The sequence below is a fragment of the Paenibacillus terrae HPL-003 genome, assembly GCF_000235585.1.
GTDB lineage: Bacteria > Bacillota > Bacilli > Paenibacillales > Paenibacillaceae > Paenibacillus > Paenibacillus terrae_B.
The window spans coordinates 3,589,508-3,606,472 of sequence record NC_016641.1 but is presented as its reverse complement, the minus strand read 5'-3'; the positions used below and the strand labels follow the sequence as shown (position 1 = coordinate 3,606,472).

The 16,965-nt window shown below is 45.5% G+C and carries 16 protein-coding genes and 1 pseudogene; 5 read left to right on the top strand and 12 right to left on the bottom strand.

Translation table 11 applies throughout. From position 1 onward, the window contains the following. Positions 1-2 precede the first annotated feature (2 nt). The 5 genes from HPL003_RS16420 to HPL003_RS16400 form a co-directional block, all read right to left on the bottom strand. Complete coding sequence (locus HPL003_RS16420) at positions 3-443, bottom strand: DUF86 domain-containing protein (protein WP_014280819.1); 441 nt, start codon at positions 441-443, stop codon at positions 3-5. Positions 444-467: 24 nt separating this feature from the next. Then, the gene (locus tag HPL003_RS16415; RefSeq protein ID WP_014280818.1) at positions 468-755 is read right to left on the bottom strand and encodes a Dabb family protein; all 288 of its coding nucleotides are present in this window, start codon (positions 753-755) and stop codon (positions 468-470) included. Positions 756-837: 82 nt separating this feature from the next. Beyond that, complete coding sequence (locus HPL003_RS16410) at positions 838-1,263, bottom strand: phage holin family protein (RefSeq protein WP_014280817.1); 426 nt, start codon at positions 1,261-1,263, stop codon at positions 838-840. 200 nt (positions 1,264-1,463) lie between these two features. Then, a complete protein-coding gene (locus tag HPL003_RS16405) occupies positions 1,464-2,600 on the bottom strand; it encodes a polysaccharide deacetylase family protein (protein WP_014280816.1) in 1,137 nt (378 codons plus the stop codon). A gap of 286 nt (positions 2,601-2,886) precedes the next feature. Then, positions 2,887-4,785 (bottom strand): 3'-5' exonuclease, encoded by a 1,899-nt coding sequence (locus tag HPL003_RS16400; RefSeq protein ID WP_014280815.1) that lies wholly within the window; start codon positions 4,783-4,785, stop codon positions 2,887-2,889. Between the two features lie 345 nt (positions 4,786-5,130). On the opposite strand from HPL003_RS16400, the gene HPL003_RS16395 reads away from it, so the two are divergent. Further along, complete coding sequence (locus HPL003_RS16395; protein WP_014280814.1) at positions 5,131-5,715, top strand: helix-turn-helix domain-containing protein; 585 nt, start codon at positions 5,131-5,133, stop codon at positions 5,713-5,715. A gap of 175 nt (positions 5,716-5,890) precedes the next feature. Here the strand turns inward: HPL003_RS16395 and HPL003_RS16390 are convergent. The 3 genes and pseudogenes from HPL003_RS16390 to HPL003_RS16380 form a co-directional block, all read right to left on the bottom strand. After that, positions 5,891-6,295 (bottom strand): annotated as a pseudogene (locus tag HPL003_RS16390) (FGGY-family carbohydrate kinase); the annotation flags it as partial. A gap of 148 nt (positions 6,296-6,443) precedes the next feature. Then, complete coding sequence (locus HPL003_RS16385) at positions 6,444-7,541, bottom strand: GntR family transcriptional regulator (RefSeq protein WP_014280812.1); 1,098 nt, start codon at positions 7,539-7,541, stop codon at positions 6,444-6,446. Positions 7,542-7,740: 199 nt separating this feature from the next. Beyond that, a complete protein-coding gene (locus HPL003_RS16380) occupies positions 7,741-8,892 on the bottom strand; it encodes a sn-glycerol-1-phosphate dehydrogenase (protein WP_014280811.1) in 1,152 nt (383 codons plus the stop codon). 171 nt (positions 8,893-9,063) lie between these two features. Here HPL003_RS16380 and HPL003_RS16375 point away from each other — a divergent pair, with 171 nt between their 5' ends. Beyond that, a complete protein-coding gene (locus tag HPL003_RS16375; protein WP_014280810.1) occupies positions 9,064-9,267 on the top strand; it encodes a hypothetical protein in 204 nt (67 codons plus the stop codon). Between the two features lie 123 nt (positions 9,268-9,390). Here the strand turns inward: HPL003_RS16375 and fabV are convergent, their stop codons facing one another. Continuing rightward, positions 9,391-10,569, bottom strand: coding sequence for an enoyl-ACP reductase FabV (gene fabV, locus HPL003_RS16370; protein ID WP_014280809.1), 1,179 nt, complete (start codon positions 10,567-10,569; stop codon positions 9,391-9,393). A 223-nt stretch (positions 10,570-10,792) separates the two neighbouring features. On the opposite strand from fabV, the gene HPL003_RS30565 reads away from it, so the two are divergent. The 3 genes from HPL003_RS30565 to HPL003_RS16360 all read left to right on the top strand — a co-directional run bounded on the left by HPL003_RS30565 (position 10,793) and on the right by HPL003_RS16360 (position 14,870). Continuing rightward, positions 10,793-10,972: a DUF6444 domain-containing protein gene (locus tag HPL003_RS30565; RefSeq protein WP_420795067.1), complete on the top strand. Its 180-nt coding sequence runs from the start codon at positions 10,793-10,795 to the stop codon at positions 10,970-10,972. Between the two features lie 475 nt (positions 10,973-11,447). Further along, positions 11,448-13,121, top strand: coding sequence for a glucuronoarabinoxylan endo-1,4-beta-xylanase XynC (gene xynC / locus HPL003_RS16365; protein ID WP_014280808.1), 1,674 nt, complete (start codon positions 11,448-11,450; stop codon positions 13,119-13,121). 75 nt (positions 13,122-13,196) lie between these two features. Next, complete coding sequence (locus HPL003_RS16360; RefSeq protein WP_014280807.1) at positions 13,197-14,870, top strand: glycoside hydrolase family 43 protein; 1,674 nt, start codon at positions 13,197-13,199, stop codon at positions 14,868-14,870. Positions 14,871-15,122: 252 nt separating this feature from the next. On the opposite strand, the gene HPL003_RS27650 is transcribed toward HPL003_RS16360, so the two are convergent. From HPL003_RS27650 to HPL003_RS16350, 3 genes are all read right to left on the bottom strand, one after another. Further along, positions 15,123-15,446 carry an aldo/keto reductase gene (locus HPL003_RS27650; RefSeq protein WP_081473724.1) on the bottom strand — a complete coding sequence of 108 codons (324 nt, stop codon included), beginning with the start codon at positions 15,444-15,446 and terminating at the stop codon, positions 15,123-15,125. Between the two features lie 21 nt (positions 15,447-15,467). Next, positions 15,468-15,638 (bottom strand): hypothetical protein, encoded by a 171-nt coding sequence (locus HPL003_RS28905; protein WP_014280805.1) that lies wholly within the window; start codon positions 15,636-15,638, stop codon positions 15,468-15,470. Positions 15,639-15,966: 328 nt separating this feature from the next. After that, complete coding sequence (locus HPL003_RS16350) at positions 15,967-16,953, bottom strand: glycoside hydrolase family 43 protein (protein ID WP_014280804.1); 987 nt, start codon at positions 16,951-16,953, stop codon at positions 15,967-15,969. Positions 16,954-16,965 lie beyond the last annotated feature (12 nt).

The window sequence follows — 16,965 nt, the reverse complement described above, 5'->3', positions numbered from 1 at the left end:
CCTTACACTCCCTCGGGCTGCGGACCCAATTCCTTATTTAAGTAGTCATGCACACTGGATGCAAAACGCTCCAATAGCTCGGGCAGCTCAGGTGTAAGCGGATGAAGGCTTGTCCGGTCCCAATGGAAATACTCCTGCACCAAGGGTTTCCGCAAGACTACCAGCTCCATCAGAGGATTAAACACGGTATCATCCATTACGCCCTCTTCATGAATGATACCGATAATATCCTCATAGCTGCTGGCATCGCGCATAATAAATCCGTCAATGATATAGCTTCCTACATCCGTCACCGTTTCAATCGCCAGATGAAGGCAGCGCTCCTGCACCAGCCCCTGCAACAAATCTCCGTTCCAAGCGGCCGATATGCGGCGGAGTCCTGCTACAATGTCGGGAACGGCCCCTAGTCGAAGCTCAATTTGCTCCCGGTTGACATAATACAAGGTCCTGCACCTCCCGTAACCGCTTCAAATTTCATAATCAACTGCGATTGATACATCCTTCACTTCATTCATGTGTACAATGATCTCCTGATGCACAGGGTGTACCTGATACGTTTGCAAGTCCTCCAGTGTTTCGACTACAGCTGTAAGGGAAATATCATAAGATCGTTCCGAACGAATCACATCCGTACCTACTTCAAGTGACAGAAGTTCTTTGATTTTACCGTTCATGCTGCGCAAAATGGATGCCGTATGCTCAATGCTTTCAGAGGAGCGGTCTTTCAATTTGAACAAAACAATATGTTTAATCATACGTATAGGCTCCTTATCTTTTAAAATGTTCTCTTCAAAATTTTATCATAACGCCCCACATACGGAAAGAAGCTTTATAATTCTAGCGATCTTTTCCACCATCTTTCCCACCAGACTCCTTGTCCTTCAGCAGAGCAAAAAAATTCTTAAGCTTCGGTGGAAGCGGCAAACCCATGCGTGAGCAGTTTTCTGTAATAGAGATCAATTCGTTGGATAAATAAAAATACGTCGCCGCCCCTTTCATGATTTCAGTACCCATCAGGAGATCCATATGATGTGCCAAAGAAATCACCATGAGCATCAAAGCCTTCCTCGTCAACCCCCAAAAACCGGCTTTGCTACTCAAGCCTTGTCCGGTCTTAATGGCTGCGGCAACTCCTGTCACATAATCAACAGCCATCGCAACTGTGAACAGCACCATCAACTGATTCCAGCCGCCAAATGCAAATGTTATAATGGCACCTGTGGTGGCACAAAACATACTAAACATAGCCGGGTTAATATTCATACCTGTTCCTCCTCTCGGGACGGTTACTGCAATATATGCAGCGACTTGGCAACCCGTAAAGCCATATGACCTGAACAGGGATATGAATTCATAGATTCATATAAAACAAGCTGCAAGCCTCTCTGCTTACCGCTTATAAAAAAACAGACCCCCTCTTCAAAAATAAAGTAGGGTAGCCTGTTTTTCTGACAGCTATTCAATTAATGATGATCATTCCAAAAATTAAGCGGAGTCAAATTGCCATTCAACGGTTCGAACGAATAGCCTTCTTTCTGCAAAGCTGCCATGATTTGTGGAAGCACCTTGATTGTAGACGGCTTATCATGCATAAGAACGACTGGAGTTCTGCCTTGTTTTGTCAATCTTCTAATATCACTCAGAACAGTCTGTTCAAAATGCTCTGGATTTTTGGTATAACGCCAATCGTTGGAATCTACATTCCAATCCCAAATATGATAGCCTGCACCCGTCAGCTGATCACGGAATGCTTTATTCAAATACGGTTTGCTGCCATAAGGCGTACGAATTAAAGAAGTGCGTTGCCCTGTTGCCTGGAATAAAATCTCATTATCCTGATTCATTTCTGCAAGCGCCGCTGCCGGAGAAGCATAGATTTTCTTCACCTGGTGCGTCATCCCGTGCAAGCCCAAACCATGACCCGCCTCTACCATTCTCTTCATAACTGTACTATGTTGACGAATTTCCGGTCCCAACATGAAGAAAGTCGCCTTGGCATTATATTTATCCAAGATATCCAACAGCTGTGAAGTATGGGCTGTAGGACCGTCATCGAAGCTCAAATAAATCGTACGGCTCGACGGGGAAGTGTTCCCCTTAGTTCCTGCATTGCTAGCTTTGCCTGGCTTCACAGCTGCATACTGTTTAATTTCTGCGGCAAATTTGTTCAAAAATTGTGTATCGGACAAGCTCGCATTCGCATTCTGAATCCGGTACACATGGGTTGAAGGTATCGTGATGGTAAAACCGAAGGCATCCGCCAATGTGCGAATCGGCACCATCGTACGCCCTCCCCGCTCAAAAACATCACCATTGGTCACATCCAGCGTAAAGCTGCGATTATGTCCCGTCAACTGCAATGTACGGCCGCTGACCGAAGTGGAAATCCCCATCTTTTGACTTAATGTAACGATAGGTACATACAGCTTGTTATTTTCCATCACGGGCCGAATCGTATTAGAATCCAGTAATACATCATTGACCCCCAGCAAAGGAGCCTTCGCTTGCGCACTTGCCGTGTTCGTATGTATGCCCAACAGACCCAAACAACAGATTGCCATCAAACATACAGCCATCCATCTTACCTTCAAAAACTTCATTACTTACACCATCCTGTGCTGTATTTTATATGTGTGGGAGCTATCTCTAGCTTGTCTATGAAGTTATACAGGCATGACGGTATAGACATGGCAATATAGACATTCACTAAACATATAGAACATAAACGCATCTCAACCGATTGAATCGGAACGCCTTTCCGTCCCCCCCTTATATATTAATAGATTACCAGAGTGTAGTATGTAAATATAGTGAAACAATTCGACAACAATCTCGCAATCCCCCCGCCCACGGAGGTTACAAAGTTGTGAATAAATTGGAGACTTCTCAACCTGATGGCTTGGGTCCAAGAGTTTTCGTTATCTTCTGCTGTATATCATCCAGATACAAGGTATATTTGGACTCTCCGCTATATGTAAGAAACAACCATTCGAGCGCACGGGTCATGCCAATATACAGCAGAGAAACCTCTCTTTCTTCAACCTCTTCCCTCTTGAATGGCATGTTCTCAATTGCCACAATAAAGACAGCACGAAAATCCAGACCTTTAGCACTGTCGAGAGTAGATATTTTTACAGTCTCTTCTTCTCTTATAAAATTACGTTTGGATTCACGGCTTTCAGTCATCCAAGTATACGGCACCTGATGCTTCTGTAAGCTGCTTTTGATTTCATTAATATAAGAGATTTTGTAACTGTTCTGCACCCTATATAAAATAGCTATATCATTAAGCGGAATAGCCTTTTCTAAACGCAGAAATGTAATAGATTTAACAATAAAATCCATCTCCTCGCGAATATTTCGGCATCTGCGGAAGATAGGTTCAGGTCCCTTGCGCTTGGTTGACTGTGGGGGAATAATTTCTACTCCTTCAAGTGAGCCGCTTTGCACCTTGTTCTGTAGTTGTGAATGACTGCGATAAAAATCCCACGCAAACTGTACAATTTGGGCCGTATTTCGGTAGTTAATAGAAAGGATTTTCGATCTCCCCCGAAAATCCAGACCCGTTTCCTGTGCAAGACTATTCTTCCTTTTAAAAATAGATTGTGCCCGATCCTCTACTAACAGAAGGGACTTCGTATCAGGATTGAGACAATGACTGGCCAAACGCAACCAATCTGGCTCAAAGTCCTGTCCTTCATCAATGAGTATGGCATCGTAGATCGGAACAATGGCTTCAGATTTGTCCAATTTCTCTAGCAACTCAGGTATCGCACTGTCCTTGATCCGCATATGACTACCAAGCCATTCATGAAAGTTATATACTTCAATATTAGAAGACTCCCATTCACATTCTGCATTAGCAAAATCAAATAAATCTTCCGGCTCCCTCATTTTTTGGTCAATCCACTGCTTGAGAGTCCGAGATAGGGGGATACCATAGCAAAGAACAAGAATTTTCCAATCAGGATGAGCTTGAGCCAGCATTTTAGCCCGACTGACAAGAACCAACGTTTTTCCACTACCTGCCACGCCACGAATAAGACGATGTCTGTCTCCCAATTGTTTAGCCATATTCTCCTGGTGCATATCCATGGTTTTGATATTATGAAGAGATAGCAACAACTGATCCTGATAAGGTACAGGTTCCTTGAACTCTGCACTAATCCGTACTTCGGGAAATAAATGAAACCGGATAGCCTGAATGTCCTCATCTGTAAGTGTATAACGACGTTTGCTTTGAATCGTGAACATACTAAACAGCTTTTCCATCAAAGTTTCGCTGGAAAATCCTTCGTCGTCTGTATCAATCTCATCTCTGCACAGCACAAAAGAAGGATCTATTACATTGTATAGTCCTAATTTAATGAAATCCTCTTGCTTCAAACGTGTAAATACCGTACCGTATCCATAGGAAAACTTTAGATAACCAGATAAACCTTGAAGTAAGTTTTTGTCTTTTTTCAGTTGGTCAGAAATAAGTCGGGCATTGTCCCGCGCCTGTTTCAGCGGACTTTTCACCGTTCGTGTCTCACCGGCTGAGGTATGTAGCATCCATTCGTCCTGATTAATTTGATGCAACGTGTTTTTCGTATAATCCTTTACTTCAAGAACAACGAGTCCAAGGTCCGGGCCGATAATAACAAAATCAGGTCGTCGTCCCCGAATTTCCGGTTCATAATAAACAATATAATCACTAGGTAAATACCTCTTTAAGGTTTCAAACAGGAGTCGCTCTCCTGCTGTCGCATTCTTCGGTATATACTCTGGTACCATATAAGCCATGTGTTCCGTCTCTCCATTTCGTGGTTCTTCCACAGTAATGTATAGATTTCAACAGCATATTACATATATAGTATATCAAATATTTCCCAAATGGCGAAGTACAGCTATCCATTTCTCTCTCTTATAAGCCTTACAATCATAAAAAAAGAACATATTCCCTCCACTTCCATAAAATAGACACAATTCAATATATCGGTCCCTTAAACGCCCCTTTTCATAGGCCAAATGGACCTTATTTTCCATAAACCGGTTAAGCCCATGGGATTAAAAGAAAATCAGGAGGGGAGTCACTTGCAAAGGCCCCTTCGGGTATAGTAGTATGTGTTTAAAAAAATCGGAGGATATATGCCTAAACAACAAGATAAACATTCCATTCAGGCGTGGTCTCTGATCAATCGCAAATATTTGGGAAAAGGTGTGCGCGTCAAACGTTTTCGCAAGCCGACACGCTGTCAAGTGCGCAATCGTGTTCTGCTAGCCGTTTTGATGGCTAATGACATTAAACTGTCTCAGCTTGCCGAGGAGCTTTCCATTTCCTCCCGTAGCGTCAGCGCGTGGGTATATGAAGGTCGTATTCCCGGCAACACTAATCTGGAAAAAGCTTGTAATACACTTGGTTATCCGCACCATATTCTGTTTAATGAAGAGGTTGTCCGGCGTTCACCGCTCATCTGTCAGCCATCACCGTCCCGTTTTATGAAACGGACTGTGACTCGTTCCCCGGTCAAAAACCGGATTTTGGCGGGTCTATGTATGGTCCATGATATTTCGGTGACCGATGTCAGTCATTGGATTGGCGTTCATCCCGGCACATTTCGAAAATGGTTGCACCAGGGTACCGTTCCTTCTCAAACCTTCCAGGATCAGGCGGAACAGTTTTTCCGCATTCCAAAATCCATTTTGTTTGCTGATGCCATGCTGAAAAAGTGAGAATGTCCGTTAAAACTAAACTTTTGTACTTTACCTGAAAGTCTATGAAAGGAACGCATTACCATCTTTCATTTCATAAGACTTTCGCCTGTTGCAAATCACGGAATATAAGAACAAAGAAAGCACAGTCTGCCATTTTCTCGGCGTACTGTGCTTTTTTAGATTCCTTATCCTTCTAGGAATGAGTGCTTGCGGCTTCTGTAGAACGTCTGGCTTCTTCCTTAATAGCCTTCAGCTTCTTCATCACAGGATTGCCTCCACGTCCAAAGTAGTCGTGAAGACGGCTGTATTCCTCGTACAGCTTATCATAGACGGCCGCGTTCTCTGGGATCGGCTTGAAGCTCTCGTCCCGTACACGCGCCATATGGCGCGCTGCTTCGACGATATCATCATACCCTCCGGCCTCTGCTCCCGCAGCCACTGCTGCAAACATCGCAGCGCCCAGCGCAGGGGTTTGAGTAGAAGCCGCCACTTGGATCTCCCGCCCGGTTACATCGGCGTAAATTTGCATCAAGAGACGGTTTTTCTGCAGCAATCCACCGACAACTGCATTATGAACGGCATCATCGGCGTTTTTCCCCCAAGCGAACGGTGCATGCTGATTAACGAGTACACCTGGAATGTCCGCGGGACTAATATCCCGATATGCTATTAGGTGTCACAACTACAATCCTTCCAACTTGTCCTTACATGTATCCAAATAAAAACTCGCCCATATTTATAGGTTCTTATACGTCACTGGCAACAGGACCCGTAGATTCACGGATAATCAGTTCAGGCGGAATAATCCACTGGCAATCCTCTTCTCGGAAGCCCTTTTCTTCGATCATCGACAGTATCGTATCAGCGGCGCGAAGTCCCAGCTCCTCTTTCGGGTGCCGAATTGTAGTTAGCTTGATTTCCGTTGCCGTTGCCAAAAAAGAATCATCAAACCCGACCAACGACAAATCATCCGGAATGCTCAGACCCGCCGAACGCACAATGTCCAACAAACGCACAGCCAGCTCATCATTATAGGTTACCCATCCGGTAGGACGCTCTCCCGAATCCATACTCAGCAGCTCAGACGCACGCTGTAACGGAACCTCATTCTTTTCTTCTGTCCGGTAGGTGGTTACTGCATTTGGATGCAGCGTAACCCCATATTTGCGGTGGGCTGCCACAAATCCTTTCATACGGAGAATTCCCTGCATATCATCTGTTTTGAAAAAGCCGGCTAACCTCCGATGTCCCAGCTTAATCAGATGCTCAGCCGCTAAGAATCCACCCTTCTCATCATCCACACGCAGACACGGCGCATCCATTTCCTCATACCGCGCATTAATCATTAAATAAGGAATTTGGCGGTTTTCCACGGTCAGGTAATAATTCAGATTGGGGTTGCGCTCCCCGCTTTTGGTCGGTTCAATAATAATACCGCTCAGCGGTTGGCTCAGCAGCATTTCCAAACACTGACGTTCCTGCTCAGGGTCATTGCCTGTGCTGGACAGCAGCAGCTTGTAGCCCTGACGGCTTAATTTGGATTCAATTCCCTGCACAATCGACGGAAAAATATAATCAGATATATAGGTCGTAACGACCCCGATGGTCCGTAGGTTCTCGGGCTGCTTGCTGTCCCGTGTGGCGACAAAGGTGCCCTTTCCCTGCATGCGAAACAGCCAACCTTCCTGTACCAGCTCACCTAACGCCTGACGCACGGTTTGCCGACTAACCGCAAATTGCTCAGACATTTCATGTTCAGATGGAAGCTGGCTTTGAGGCTCCAGCTTGGATGAATGAATCCATGACAAAATTTCCTGTTTAACTTGTATATATTTGGGCGCCATAATTTCCTCCGTCACTTGCAATATCGTGTACCCTTTTGTATTTCACGATTACAGCATATCGTTTATTTGTACATACAAATGTTACAGGAGCAGGATATTGTTGTATGGCTACCGGAGGCATAAACCCATTCGCTAATCCCTTCCATGTTACAAGTGCTTGGCTAATCCTGTCTAAATACGGCTTGTGCAGATGTGCATATTATGAACGAAGCAATTGATGATCGTTCATATACTTGAGTCCTGTATAGCGATTACGCAGGGTATGAGCCGTACGGAGTGCACGCGCAAGCTGTTCTTCGGTTACGCCCAGATCGGCAATCGTGGACGGGCCACCGACCTGAATCAGCCATGCACGCATCTGCTCTGACGTTGGCAAGGTTCGATATACCCTAAAAGCCTCCACAGCTTGGCTGGTAGCCAGATCCCTGTATAAGTCCGCCAGTAAAGCAGAAGCTACGCCCACTTTGGCACCGTGCAAAATTTGTTTGCGCCCCTCCGCAATAAAATCCATTTCAATTCGGTGAGAAATGTGGTGCTCTCCCCCCGATGCTGGACGGGAATGATCAATCATCAGCATGGAAATGCCGGATGCGATCAGCGCGTTCATCAGCACTTCAACACCTGCCTGGCTACCCGCAGCAATCTCATCAACATGCTCTACACAGGCTCGCAGCGCCTCTTCCGTGATTCGGTTAGCTAGAGGCGAATACGGTTCACCTCCCAAATCTCTGGACACATGCCAATCGGCTAATGAGGTGAATTTGCCAAGCATATCGCCAAAGCCTGCAGCAGTCATCGCTTGTGGCGCATTCGCCAGTACGGATAGATCAGCAAAGATCGCTTCCGGCGGAACAGCCTGAAAGGTCTGCTTGCTGCCGCCCACAATCAACGGCGCGCCTGCCGATGTAAATCCATCCACAGAAGCGGCCGTCGGCACCGACAGGAACGGACGATTCATTTTATAGCATGCGAAGCGAACCAGATCATGAATAGTTCCGGAGCCTACGGCCAGTACAGCCTGACTCTCATCCGCCACGCCCAACAACACTTTTACGATATAGCCCTCATCTGCAATCACATCCCCCACAGCATTGGGAGGCAGCCGAACCACATCCACCACCAAACCAGCGTCACGTATGAGTTGTGTCACCTTTTCCCCTGCCGCCGCAGAAGTATGTTCATCATCTACCAGCGTCATATGACGGTAATTCTGTTGCTTCAAATAAGGGACGATGGCTTCAAGCGCCCCATCACGCACCTCAATAAACAATTCGACCTTTCGGTAAGGATGATCGGTGTTATTTGCCTGTGCCTCTTCGTTCCACTGCTTGATCTGCTCATTCATATTCATTTCATCTACCTCCTGAAAAGGAATAATTTGCACAAGAATGATCCATAATGAGTAAAAAGAGATTCTCTTTGAAAACGATTTCTATTTAATTGTACGCACAAATTCCTATCCAAGTCCAGATGAAAAATACAAGTTGCTTTTCAAATTCTGATTCCGAAAGGAAAAATGCTTATGAAATCCAGAACAGACATCGCTTGCGCACTCGGTTTACTGGCAGGCACAACCTTTGGCAGTGGTATCGCTTTTTTATTCGGCTGGCAGGCCTATCGAGCTCTAACTTCTGTCACCGTCTTTGGCATTGCTGGAATTATCATCACCATTGCCGTTTTTCGCTTGCTTCACCGCAAGTCGCTTTCTTCGACTAATTCCCGATAAATTCAACTGAGGTGAATAAGCACAACATGGAGTGCCTTTCTGCCTGTATACAAAAAAAACGGGTCCCACAAGCCATTTGCAGCGCTTGAGAGTACCCGTTTTTATTTGACTCATATTTGTTTGTTAATTGGTGTGAACCTCTGGATCAACATCTAATTCATAATCAATCTCTTCAAAGCCGAACCCAAATAATTGAAGGAAATCCAGACGGTATTGTTCAAGATCGCCCCGTTCAGACACGTTTTCTGTTGTGATCTCGGACCAGGCTGCTTTGACCGCCTGCTGCACATCGTCTCTCATTTCCCAGTTGTCCAGACGAATGCGTCCTTCTTCATCCATTTCCACAGTATCCCCGCTATAGAGCTTCTCGAACAGACGCTGCGCCTGCTCAATGCATCCCTCATGCAATCCCTTTTCTTTCATGACCTTAAACAGTAGGGAAATATACAGAGGCACCACTGGAATGGCCGAACTGGATTGTGTAACCAAAGCTTTATTCACAGAAACGTAGGCTTTACCATGATAACGCTCCAGTTGTTTTGTTAAGGTATGCGCTGTGGCTTCCAAATCGTTTTTGGCTTGACCGATGGTTCCTTTACGATAAATAGCCTCCGTGATCTCCGGACCAATATACGAGTAAGCCAGTGTAGTTACCCCATCAGCCAGCAGATCAGCCTCTTCCAGCGCCTTGAGCCATAAGGACCAATCTTCGCCACCCATTACCGTAATGGTGTTGTCAATTTCCTCCTGCGTAGCCGGTTCCAGCGTAATTTCGGATACGACACCTGTATTCGTATTCACCGTTTTATTCGTAAACGGCTGCCCAATGGGCTTGAGAACGGAATTAAAGGTTTCACCAGTGTCTGGATGTGTGCGCCGCGGTGAGGCGACACTATACACAATCAGGTCTACCTTGCCCAGCTTTTCCTTTACCAGCTTCAATGTCTCCTGCTTAATTTCATGGGAAAAAGCATCTCCATTAATGCTTTCCGCTATGTAGCCGGCTGCTCTGGCCGCTCTTTCAAAGGCCACAGTGTTATACCAGCCTGCTGAAGCCGTGCGTCCTTCTGCTGCGGGACGTTCAAAGGATACCCCTATGGTATCCGCTCCCATGCCAAAGCTCGCAGCAACGCGGGAAGCCAGTCCATAGCCGGTGGATGCTCCGATCACGAGCACTTTTTTAGCTCCTTGTATTGCCGTGCTGTCTTTGATGTAATTAATTTGACGATTGACATGAGCCGCACACCCTTCAGGATGCGCAGTCGTACATATAAAACCACGGATTTTCGGTTTAATAATCATTGCAAGGGTCCCCCTATTATGGCATTCATTTAAATTCAATGGAATGGTTGTCCAGTCATAACTATATAGTAAAATAGCTTGCGGCTCAACCTGGATTACAGCGCATGAAATATCGCTGAGAACTTTTTTATAATCCTGGCAGGAAATCGGGGATATATGGATAATAATAATATACGGGGAATAAAAAACTTCACGAAATAACGTATTCATGATATAAATAAAGATGATGAAACGACTGTTCATTATCATTTTACTAGACCAAATCCAATACCTCACCACTCGTGTTCAAGAGTTAGAACATCATCTCGGGCAAAACAACCAGAACAGCAGCAATCCTCCTTTTAGCAAGCCCCCAAGAGTTTACGACAATCAGGCGGAAAAAGTGGACTCCTCTCGGACATAAAGATCAAACCCTTCAATAGTCGACCATCCTGGATGAGATTGTGATTAAGTCTATTCATACCTGTTCATTTAACCAGTATCCTCTAGAGGGTATTCCATGTGTAGGATTTGAAAGAAGACAAGTTTTTGACTGCCTTCTATACGCCTGCATTTGATCGAATATCGAGTTAAAAAAAGTGTTGTCCCCACTGATATGACCTTTCAAAAGCAACTTTTTCTACCAGGTTCACTACTTCTGTGTAATATGAAAGCGCTTTAATACATCGTTAGTCTATTTAAACCATTATCACTTGCTACCCTTGGACCGAATCCGTCCGTTTTAGGCTGATCTTGTAGGACAAAGTCCGCGTGAAACCTTTATTCCATAATACGAAAGGAGGTGGTCAGAACAGGTCGTTTAAACAGCTGTAAAATGGAAATTGAATTTCCAAAGTTACAGGTTTATGGAGGTTATTATTTTTAAGGAGATGAAAGAAATGGTTTCACATGTAAAAAAATTAATTTGTGTATTATTGGCATTTGTAACAGCATTGCCGTTAATGTTAACGGCGCCGGCACCTGCAGAAGTTTCAGCAGCAAGTGATGTAACCATTAACTTATCGGCACAAAAACAAGTAATTCGCGGTTTTGGAGGAATAAACCATCCGGCTTGGGCTGGAGATTTGACAGCAGCTCAAAGAGAAACAGCTTTTGGTAATGGAAACAACCAGTTAGGTTTTTCTGTGTTAAGAATCTATGTAGACGAAAATAAAAATAATTGGTACAGAGAAGTACCAACTGCAAAACGTGCGATTGAACAAGGAGCAATCGTTTTTGCTTCGCCATGGAATCCTCCAAGTGACATGACTGAGACCTTCAATCATAATGGTGATACAAAAGCAAAACGCCTTAGATACGATAAGTACGCTGCGTATGCGCAGCATCTTAACGATTTCGTTTCATACATGAAGAATAATGGCGTGAATCTGTATGCTATTTCTGTCCAAAATGAGCCTGATTATGCACATACTTGGACATGGTGGACTCCACAAGAAATGCTTCGTTTTATGAAAGAAAATGCTGGGTCCATTAACTGCAAGGTCATCGCACCTGAGTCATTTTCTTACCTGAAAAATATGTCAGACCCTATTCTTAACGATTCACAGGCTCTTGCTAATATGGATATTCTTGGTGCTCACACTTATGGTACTAAATTCAGTGATTTCGCTTATCCGCTTTTCAAACAAAAAGGAGCGGGAAAAGAGCTTTGGATGACGGAAGTATACTATCCAAATAGCGACAATAACTCGGCGGATCGCTGGCCCGAGGCGTTGGATGTTTCATATCATATACACAATGCTATGGTAGAGGGAGATTTTCAATCATATGTATGGTGGTATATCCGTAGACAATACGGTCCTATGAAAGAGGACGGTACGATTAGCAAGCGTGGTTATAATATGGCTCATTTCTCGAAATTTGTTCGTCCCGGATATGTACGAGTTGATGCAACGAAGAATCCAAATACAAACATTTACACCTCTGCATACAAAGGTGACAACAAGGTAGTTATTGTTGCTATTAACAGAGGCACTTCAGCAGTAAACCAAAGGTTCGCCCTGCAGAACGGGACTGCATCTAGGGTTTCTTCATGGGCCACGGACGGAAGCAGAAATATGGCAGCCGGATCGTCCATCAATGTGTCGGGCGGTGCCTTTACAGCCCAGCTTCCTGCCCAAAGTGTTACAACTTTTGTAGGTGAATTGGGTGGCAAGACTATCAGCGATACCACTTATGGAGCAGAGACAGCTACAACATTGACCAACTCCGTAGTAGAAGCCACCTATTCGGGTGATAGCGATACTAAATATGCCAACTTTAATGCTTCATCCGATGCAGCCGTTCAGTGGAATAGCATCTACTGTGCTGTTACTGGAACTAAAAATGTGAAGTTCCGGTATGCGCTGGAGACAGGGACAAGAAATCTGGATGTTTATGTAAACGGGACGAAAGTGATCAGCAATGCTGCCTTTGCAGCAACAGGCAGTTGGTCAACCTGGGGCGAAAAAACGATCCAGGTACCTATGAATAGCGGGAATAATACTTTAAAAGTGGTAACTACCGGTACGGAAGGACCGAACATAGAGAGTATAAATGTTTCAGCCCAGTAGGTGCGTTTGTAACGATAAGCAATAGCCCGCGGTAATATGTCAAGGGACAATTTGAATGAAGGAGGGAATTGAGTTATGAGTAAGAAGTGTAGTTTATTTTTATTAGTTCTGGCATTAGTATTGAGTTGTATACCTGAGATGTCTGCGTTTGCAGCCAGTAATACAATTGCAAAACAGGTAGGGAATTCAAACCCGCTTATAGACCATCATTTAGGAGCGGATCCCTTTGCGTTGACCTATAACGGAAGAGTCTACATCTATATGTCCAGCGATGACTATGAATACAATAGCGACGGAACGATTAAAGATAATTCATTTGCCAATTTGAAGAGCGTATTCGTCATATCTTCAGCGGATATGGTGAACTGGACAGACCACGGAGCCATTCCGGTAGCAGGTGCCAATGGCGCCAATGGCGGCCAGGGTATTGCGAAATGGGCAGGTGCGTCCTGGGCTCCGGCAGCCACAGTTAAAAATATAAATGGCAAGGATAAATTCTTCCTTTATTTCGCAAATAGTGCCGGAGGTATCGGTGTTCTCACAGCAGACAGCCCGATCGGGCCATGGAGAGATCCGCTGGGAAAAGCGCTGGTTACAACCAGTACACCCGGAATGTCTGGCGTTGTTTGGCTTTTTGACCCGGCCGTATTCGTGGATGACGACGGCACAGGCTATCTATATGCCGGCGGGGGTATTCCTGGCGGTTCAAACCCAACACAAGAGCAAAGAGCAAATCCGAAAACAGCCAGAGTGTTGAAACTGGGTGCCGATATGACCAGCATTATTGGAAGTGCATCTACGATTGATGCGCCTTTCATGTTTGAAGACTCAGGAATTCATAAGTATAACGGAAAATATTACTACTCCTATTGTATTAATTTTAGTGGTACGCACCCGGCCGATAAGCCGTCAGGAGAAATCGGCTATATGACCAGCTCAAGTCCGATGGGTCCCTTTACGTATGCAGGCCATTTCCTGAAAAATCCAGGATCATTTTTCAGAGCTGGCGGAAACAACCACCATTCTGTTTTCAAATTTAATAATGAGTGGTATGTAGTGTACCATGCTCAAACTGTCAGCTTAGCTCGATACGGAGCCGGTAAAGGATACCGTTCTCCCCATATCAATAAGCTTGTGCATCGTGCAGATGGAACCATTCAAGAGGTTGCGGCCAATTATGCAGGTGTATCCCAACTGGCCAATCTTAATCCATATAATCGGGTAGAGGCTGAAACGATTGCCTGGAATGGAGGTATTTTAACGGAGAAATCTTCAGCAGCAGGCGGACCGGTAAATAATCAAAATGTAACAAGTATTCAAAACGGAGACTGGATAGCTGTAGGAAACGCTGACTTCGGTAGAAGCGGAGCCAAAACCTTTAAAGCAAATGTAGCATCCGCTGCAGGTGGAAAAATTGAAGTGCGGCTTGACAGTGTAACCGGTAAGCTTGTAGGAACGCTTACTGTGCCTTCCACAGGTGGAGCGCAAGCCTGGAGAGAAATAGAAACTGCTGTAAGCGGCGCAACCGGTATTCACAACGTCTTCTTTGTATTTACCGGAACCGGTACAGGCAACTTATTTAATTTTGATTACTGGAAGTTTACACAAAATAATACTATTACCGGTACTACTTATAATACGGAGACGGATACAACATTGACCAACTCCGTAGTAGAAGCCACCTATTCGGACGATAGCGGTACTCCATATGCCAACTTTAATGCTTCGCCCGATGCAGCCATTCAGTAGAATAGCATCTACTGTGCTGTTGTTGGAACTAAAAATGTGAAATTCCGGTATGCGCTGGAGACAGGGACAAGAAATATGGATATTTATGTTAACGGGACGAAAGTGATCAGCGATGCTGCCTTTGAAGCAGACCAGTAGATTCGTTTAGGCAAAAATTTCGAGAAACCCGGTCTTTTCCAAGACTCGGGTTTCTCTTTTTCTCAATTGAATGTTGTCTACAAAGGCCAGACCAATCCCTGTTTCTGCATTGCTCTACGCCTGATTCAAATAATCAAGCTGTTCAGAACTTAGCTGGATATCCAGCGCACCTAAATTCTCTTCCAATTGAATGGAATCGCTCACTGCAACAAGGGGTATGGCAACCGGGGCGTTTTGCAGCATCCAAGCAAGCACAATCTGATTGGGCGTGTGTCCAGTCTCTTTCACCAGATGCCTTACCGCCTGCAATCTGTTCATTTGTTCTTCGTCCCGATACCCATTGGGAAGTTCGGCATCCTCCCGGCCGTACAAACCGCCAAGCAGCGGCGAGTACGCGAGAAGCGTAAAGTCTTTATTCCCGTTGCTGGATACAGATATAGGGCATGTTCATCCTCCTCGTTAGATTTGCTTGAGTTTGGCCTCGGCTTCCCAGAATCGATAGTTATCGATCTTATCCCGCAGCATGTCAAGCGTCTGCCGAATCGTTTGGAGCTCAGCAAGTCCCGTTCCTGCTCGACGAAAGCCCAGCGGGTAAACGCAACCTCCAGGCCGTCCCGAGTCGGCGAACACTTCTGCCCGGCCTACGTCACGGTATTGGGGCAGCCCGTTCGGATAAGGGGGAGCTTCGGGAAAATGATCCCCACCAAATACTCATGTGATGAGCAATACTTTGCAAATTCCGATTATGCAAAAAAGCTCCTGAATCGCCACAAGGACAAATTCAGGAGCTAGTGCATTAAAAATTAAATATTCTAACAATTAAAAGTAAAGAGCTTTACCTTTGTACGTCCATTTGAATGGCTTAGCTATGGTTGCGTTATAAACTGAAACACTTGTCGTTGCAAATCCAACGTGCTTGTAAAGTTCCCGCTATAGGTGCGGCTGCAGCCAGGGTTGATTATCGCTCCGGATACGGATCAATTGTGCAAATGGTGCCGTCCGGGTTATACGTCAGCTCGGCATATTTTACGCAGCGCTTGTAGTCAACGCCTTCGGACAGCGAGCAGTCATGATAGAACAGATACCATTTCTCCCGAAATTGAACAATCGAGTGGTGTGTGGTCCAGCCGATTACCGGAGACAGAATCGTACCCTGGAACGTGAATGGTCCCATTGGACTGTCGCCAATGGCGTATACCAGCTTGTGCGTCGTTCCGGTGGAATAGGACAAATAATACTTGCCGTTATACTTATGCAGCCACGGCCCTTCAAAGTATCTGCGCTCCTCGTCTCCCGCAGTCAGCGGGTTACCCGCTTTGTCCAGAATTACAACCTCCCGGGGAGCCGACTCAAACGTGAGCATGTCCTCGCTCAGCTTCGCGATTTTCGGACCGAGCGCAGGCGCATCCGGCGCAGGACCTTCCGCTTCGTCCACAAAGCTTCCAGTTTGCCACTTCTCCAGTTGGCCGCCCCACAGTCCGCCAAAGGCCATGTAGACTTGGCCGTCATCATCGGCAAATACCGCCGGATCAATGCTGAAGCTGCCCGAAATATACTGCTCCTCCGGCTGGAAAGGTCCTGCCGGCGATGAAGATACGGCTACACCGATGCGGAAAATCCCGTCATGATCGCGTGCCGGAAAGAAAAGATAATACTTTCCGTTCTTATATGAAGCATCAGGCGCCCACATCTGACTGGCGGCCCACGGGACATCCTTCACATGCAGAACCTCTCCATGGTCGACCACTGGCGATTTAAAATCCGCCATGGACAATACGTGATAATCTTCCATTTTATACTGATCGCCGTTATCGTTGATCGGACCGTCGTGATCCAGATCATGCGAAGGATAAATATAAATTCGATCCTCGAACACATGCACCGACGGATCGGCGGTGTAGATATGAGTAACTAAAGGCTGATAAGGTTTAGGCAATGTGGACATCGCTATAACTCC

Bases quoted from the DNA above. Each gene is read 5' to 3' on its own strand.
- HPL003_RS16415 (WP_014280818.1), bottom strand. From the start codon at position 755: ATGATTAAACATATTGTTTTGTTCAAATTGAAAGACCGCTCCTCTGAA.
- HPL003_RS16395 (WP_014280814.1), top strand. From the start codon at position 5,131: ATGCCTAAACAACAAGATAAACATTCCATTCAGGCGTGGTCTCTGATC.
- HPL003_RS16385 (WP_014280812.1), bottom strand. From the start codon at position 7,541: ATGGCGCCCAAATATATACAAGTTAAACAGGAAATTTTGTCATGGATT.
- HPL003_RS16350 (WP_014280804.1), bottom strand. From the start codon at position 16,953: ATGTCCACATTGCCTAAACCTTATCAGCCTTTAGTTACTCATATCTAC.
- HPL003_RS16360 (WP_014280807.1), top strand. From the start codon at position 13,197: ATGAGTAAGAAGTGTAGTTTATTTTTATTAGTTCTGGCATTAGTATTG.
- HPL003_RS16405 (WP_014280816.1), bottom strand. From the start codon at position 2,600: ATGAAGTTTTTGAAGGTAAGATGGATGGCTGTATGTTTGATGGCAATC.
- HPL003_RS16410 (WP_014280817.1), bottom strand. From the start codon at position 1,263: ATGAATATTAACCCGGCTATGTTTAGTATGTTTTGTGCCACCACAGGT.
- xynC (WP_014280808.1), top strand. From the start codon at position 11,448: ATGGTTTCACATGTAAAAAAATTAATTTGTGTATTATTGGCATTTGTA.
- HPL003_RS16400 (WP_014280815.1), bottom strand. From the start codon at position 4,785: ATGGCTTATATGGTACCAGAGTATATACCGAAGAATGCGACAGCAGGA.
- HPL003_RS16380 (WP_014280811.1), bottom strand. From the start codon at position 8,892: ATGAATATGAATGAGCAGATCAAGCAGTGGAACGAAGAGGCACAGGCA.
- HPL003_RS16375 (WP_014280810.1), top strand. From the start codon at position 9,064: ATGAAATCCAGAACAGACATCGCTTGCGCACTCGGTTTACTGGCAGGC.
- fabV (WP_014280809.1), bottom strand. From the start codon at position 10,569: ATGATTATTAAACCGAAAATCCGTGGTTTTATATGTACGACTGCGCAT.
- HPL003_RS30565 (WP_420795067.1), top strand. From the start codon at position 10,793: ATGATGAAACGACTGTTCATTATCATTTTACTAGACCAAATCCAATAC.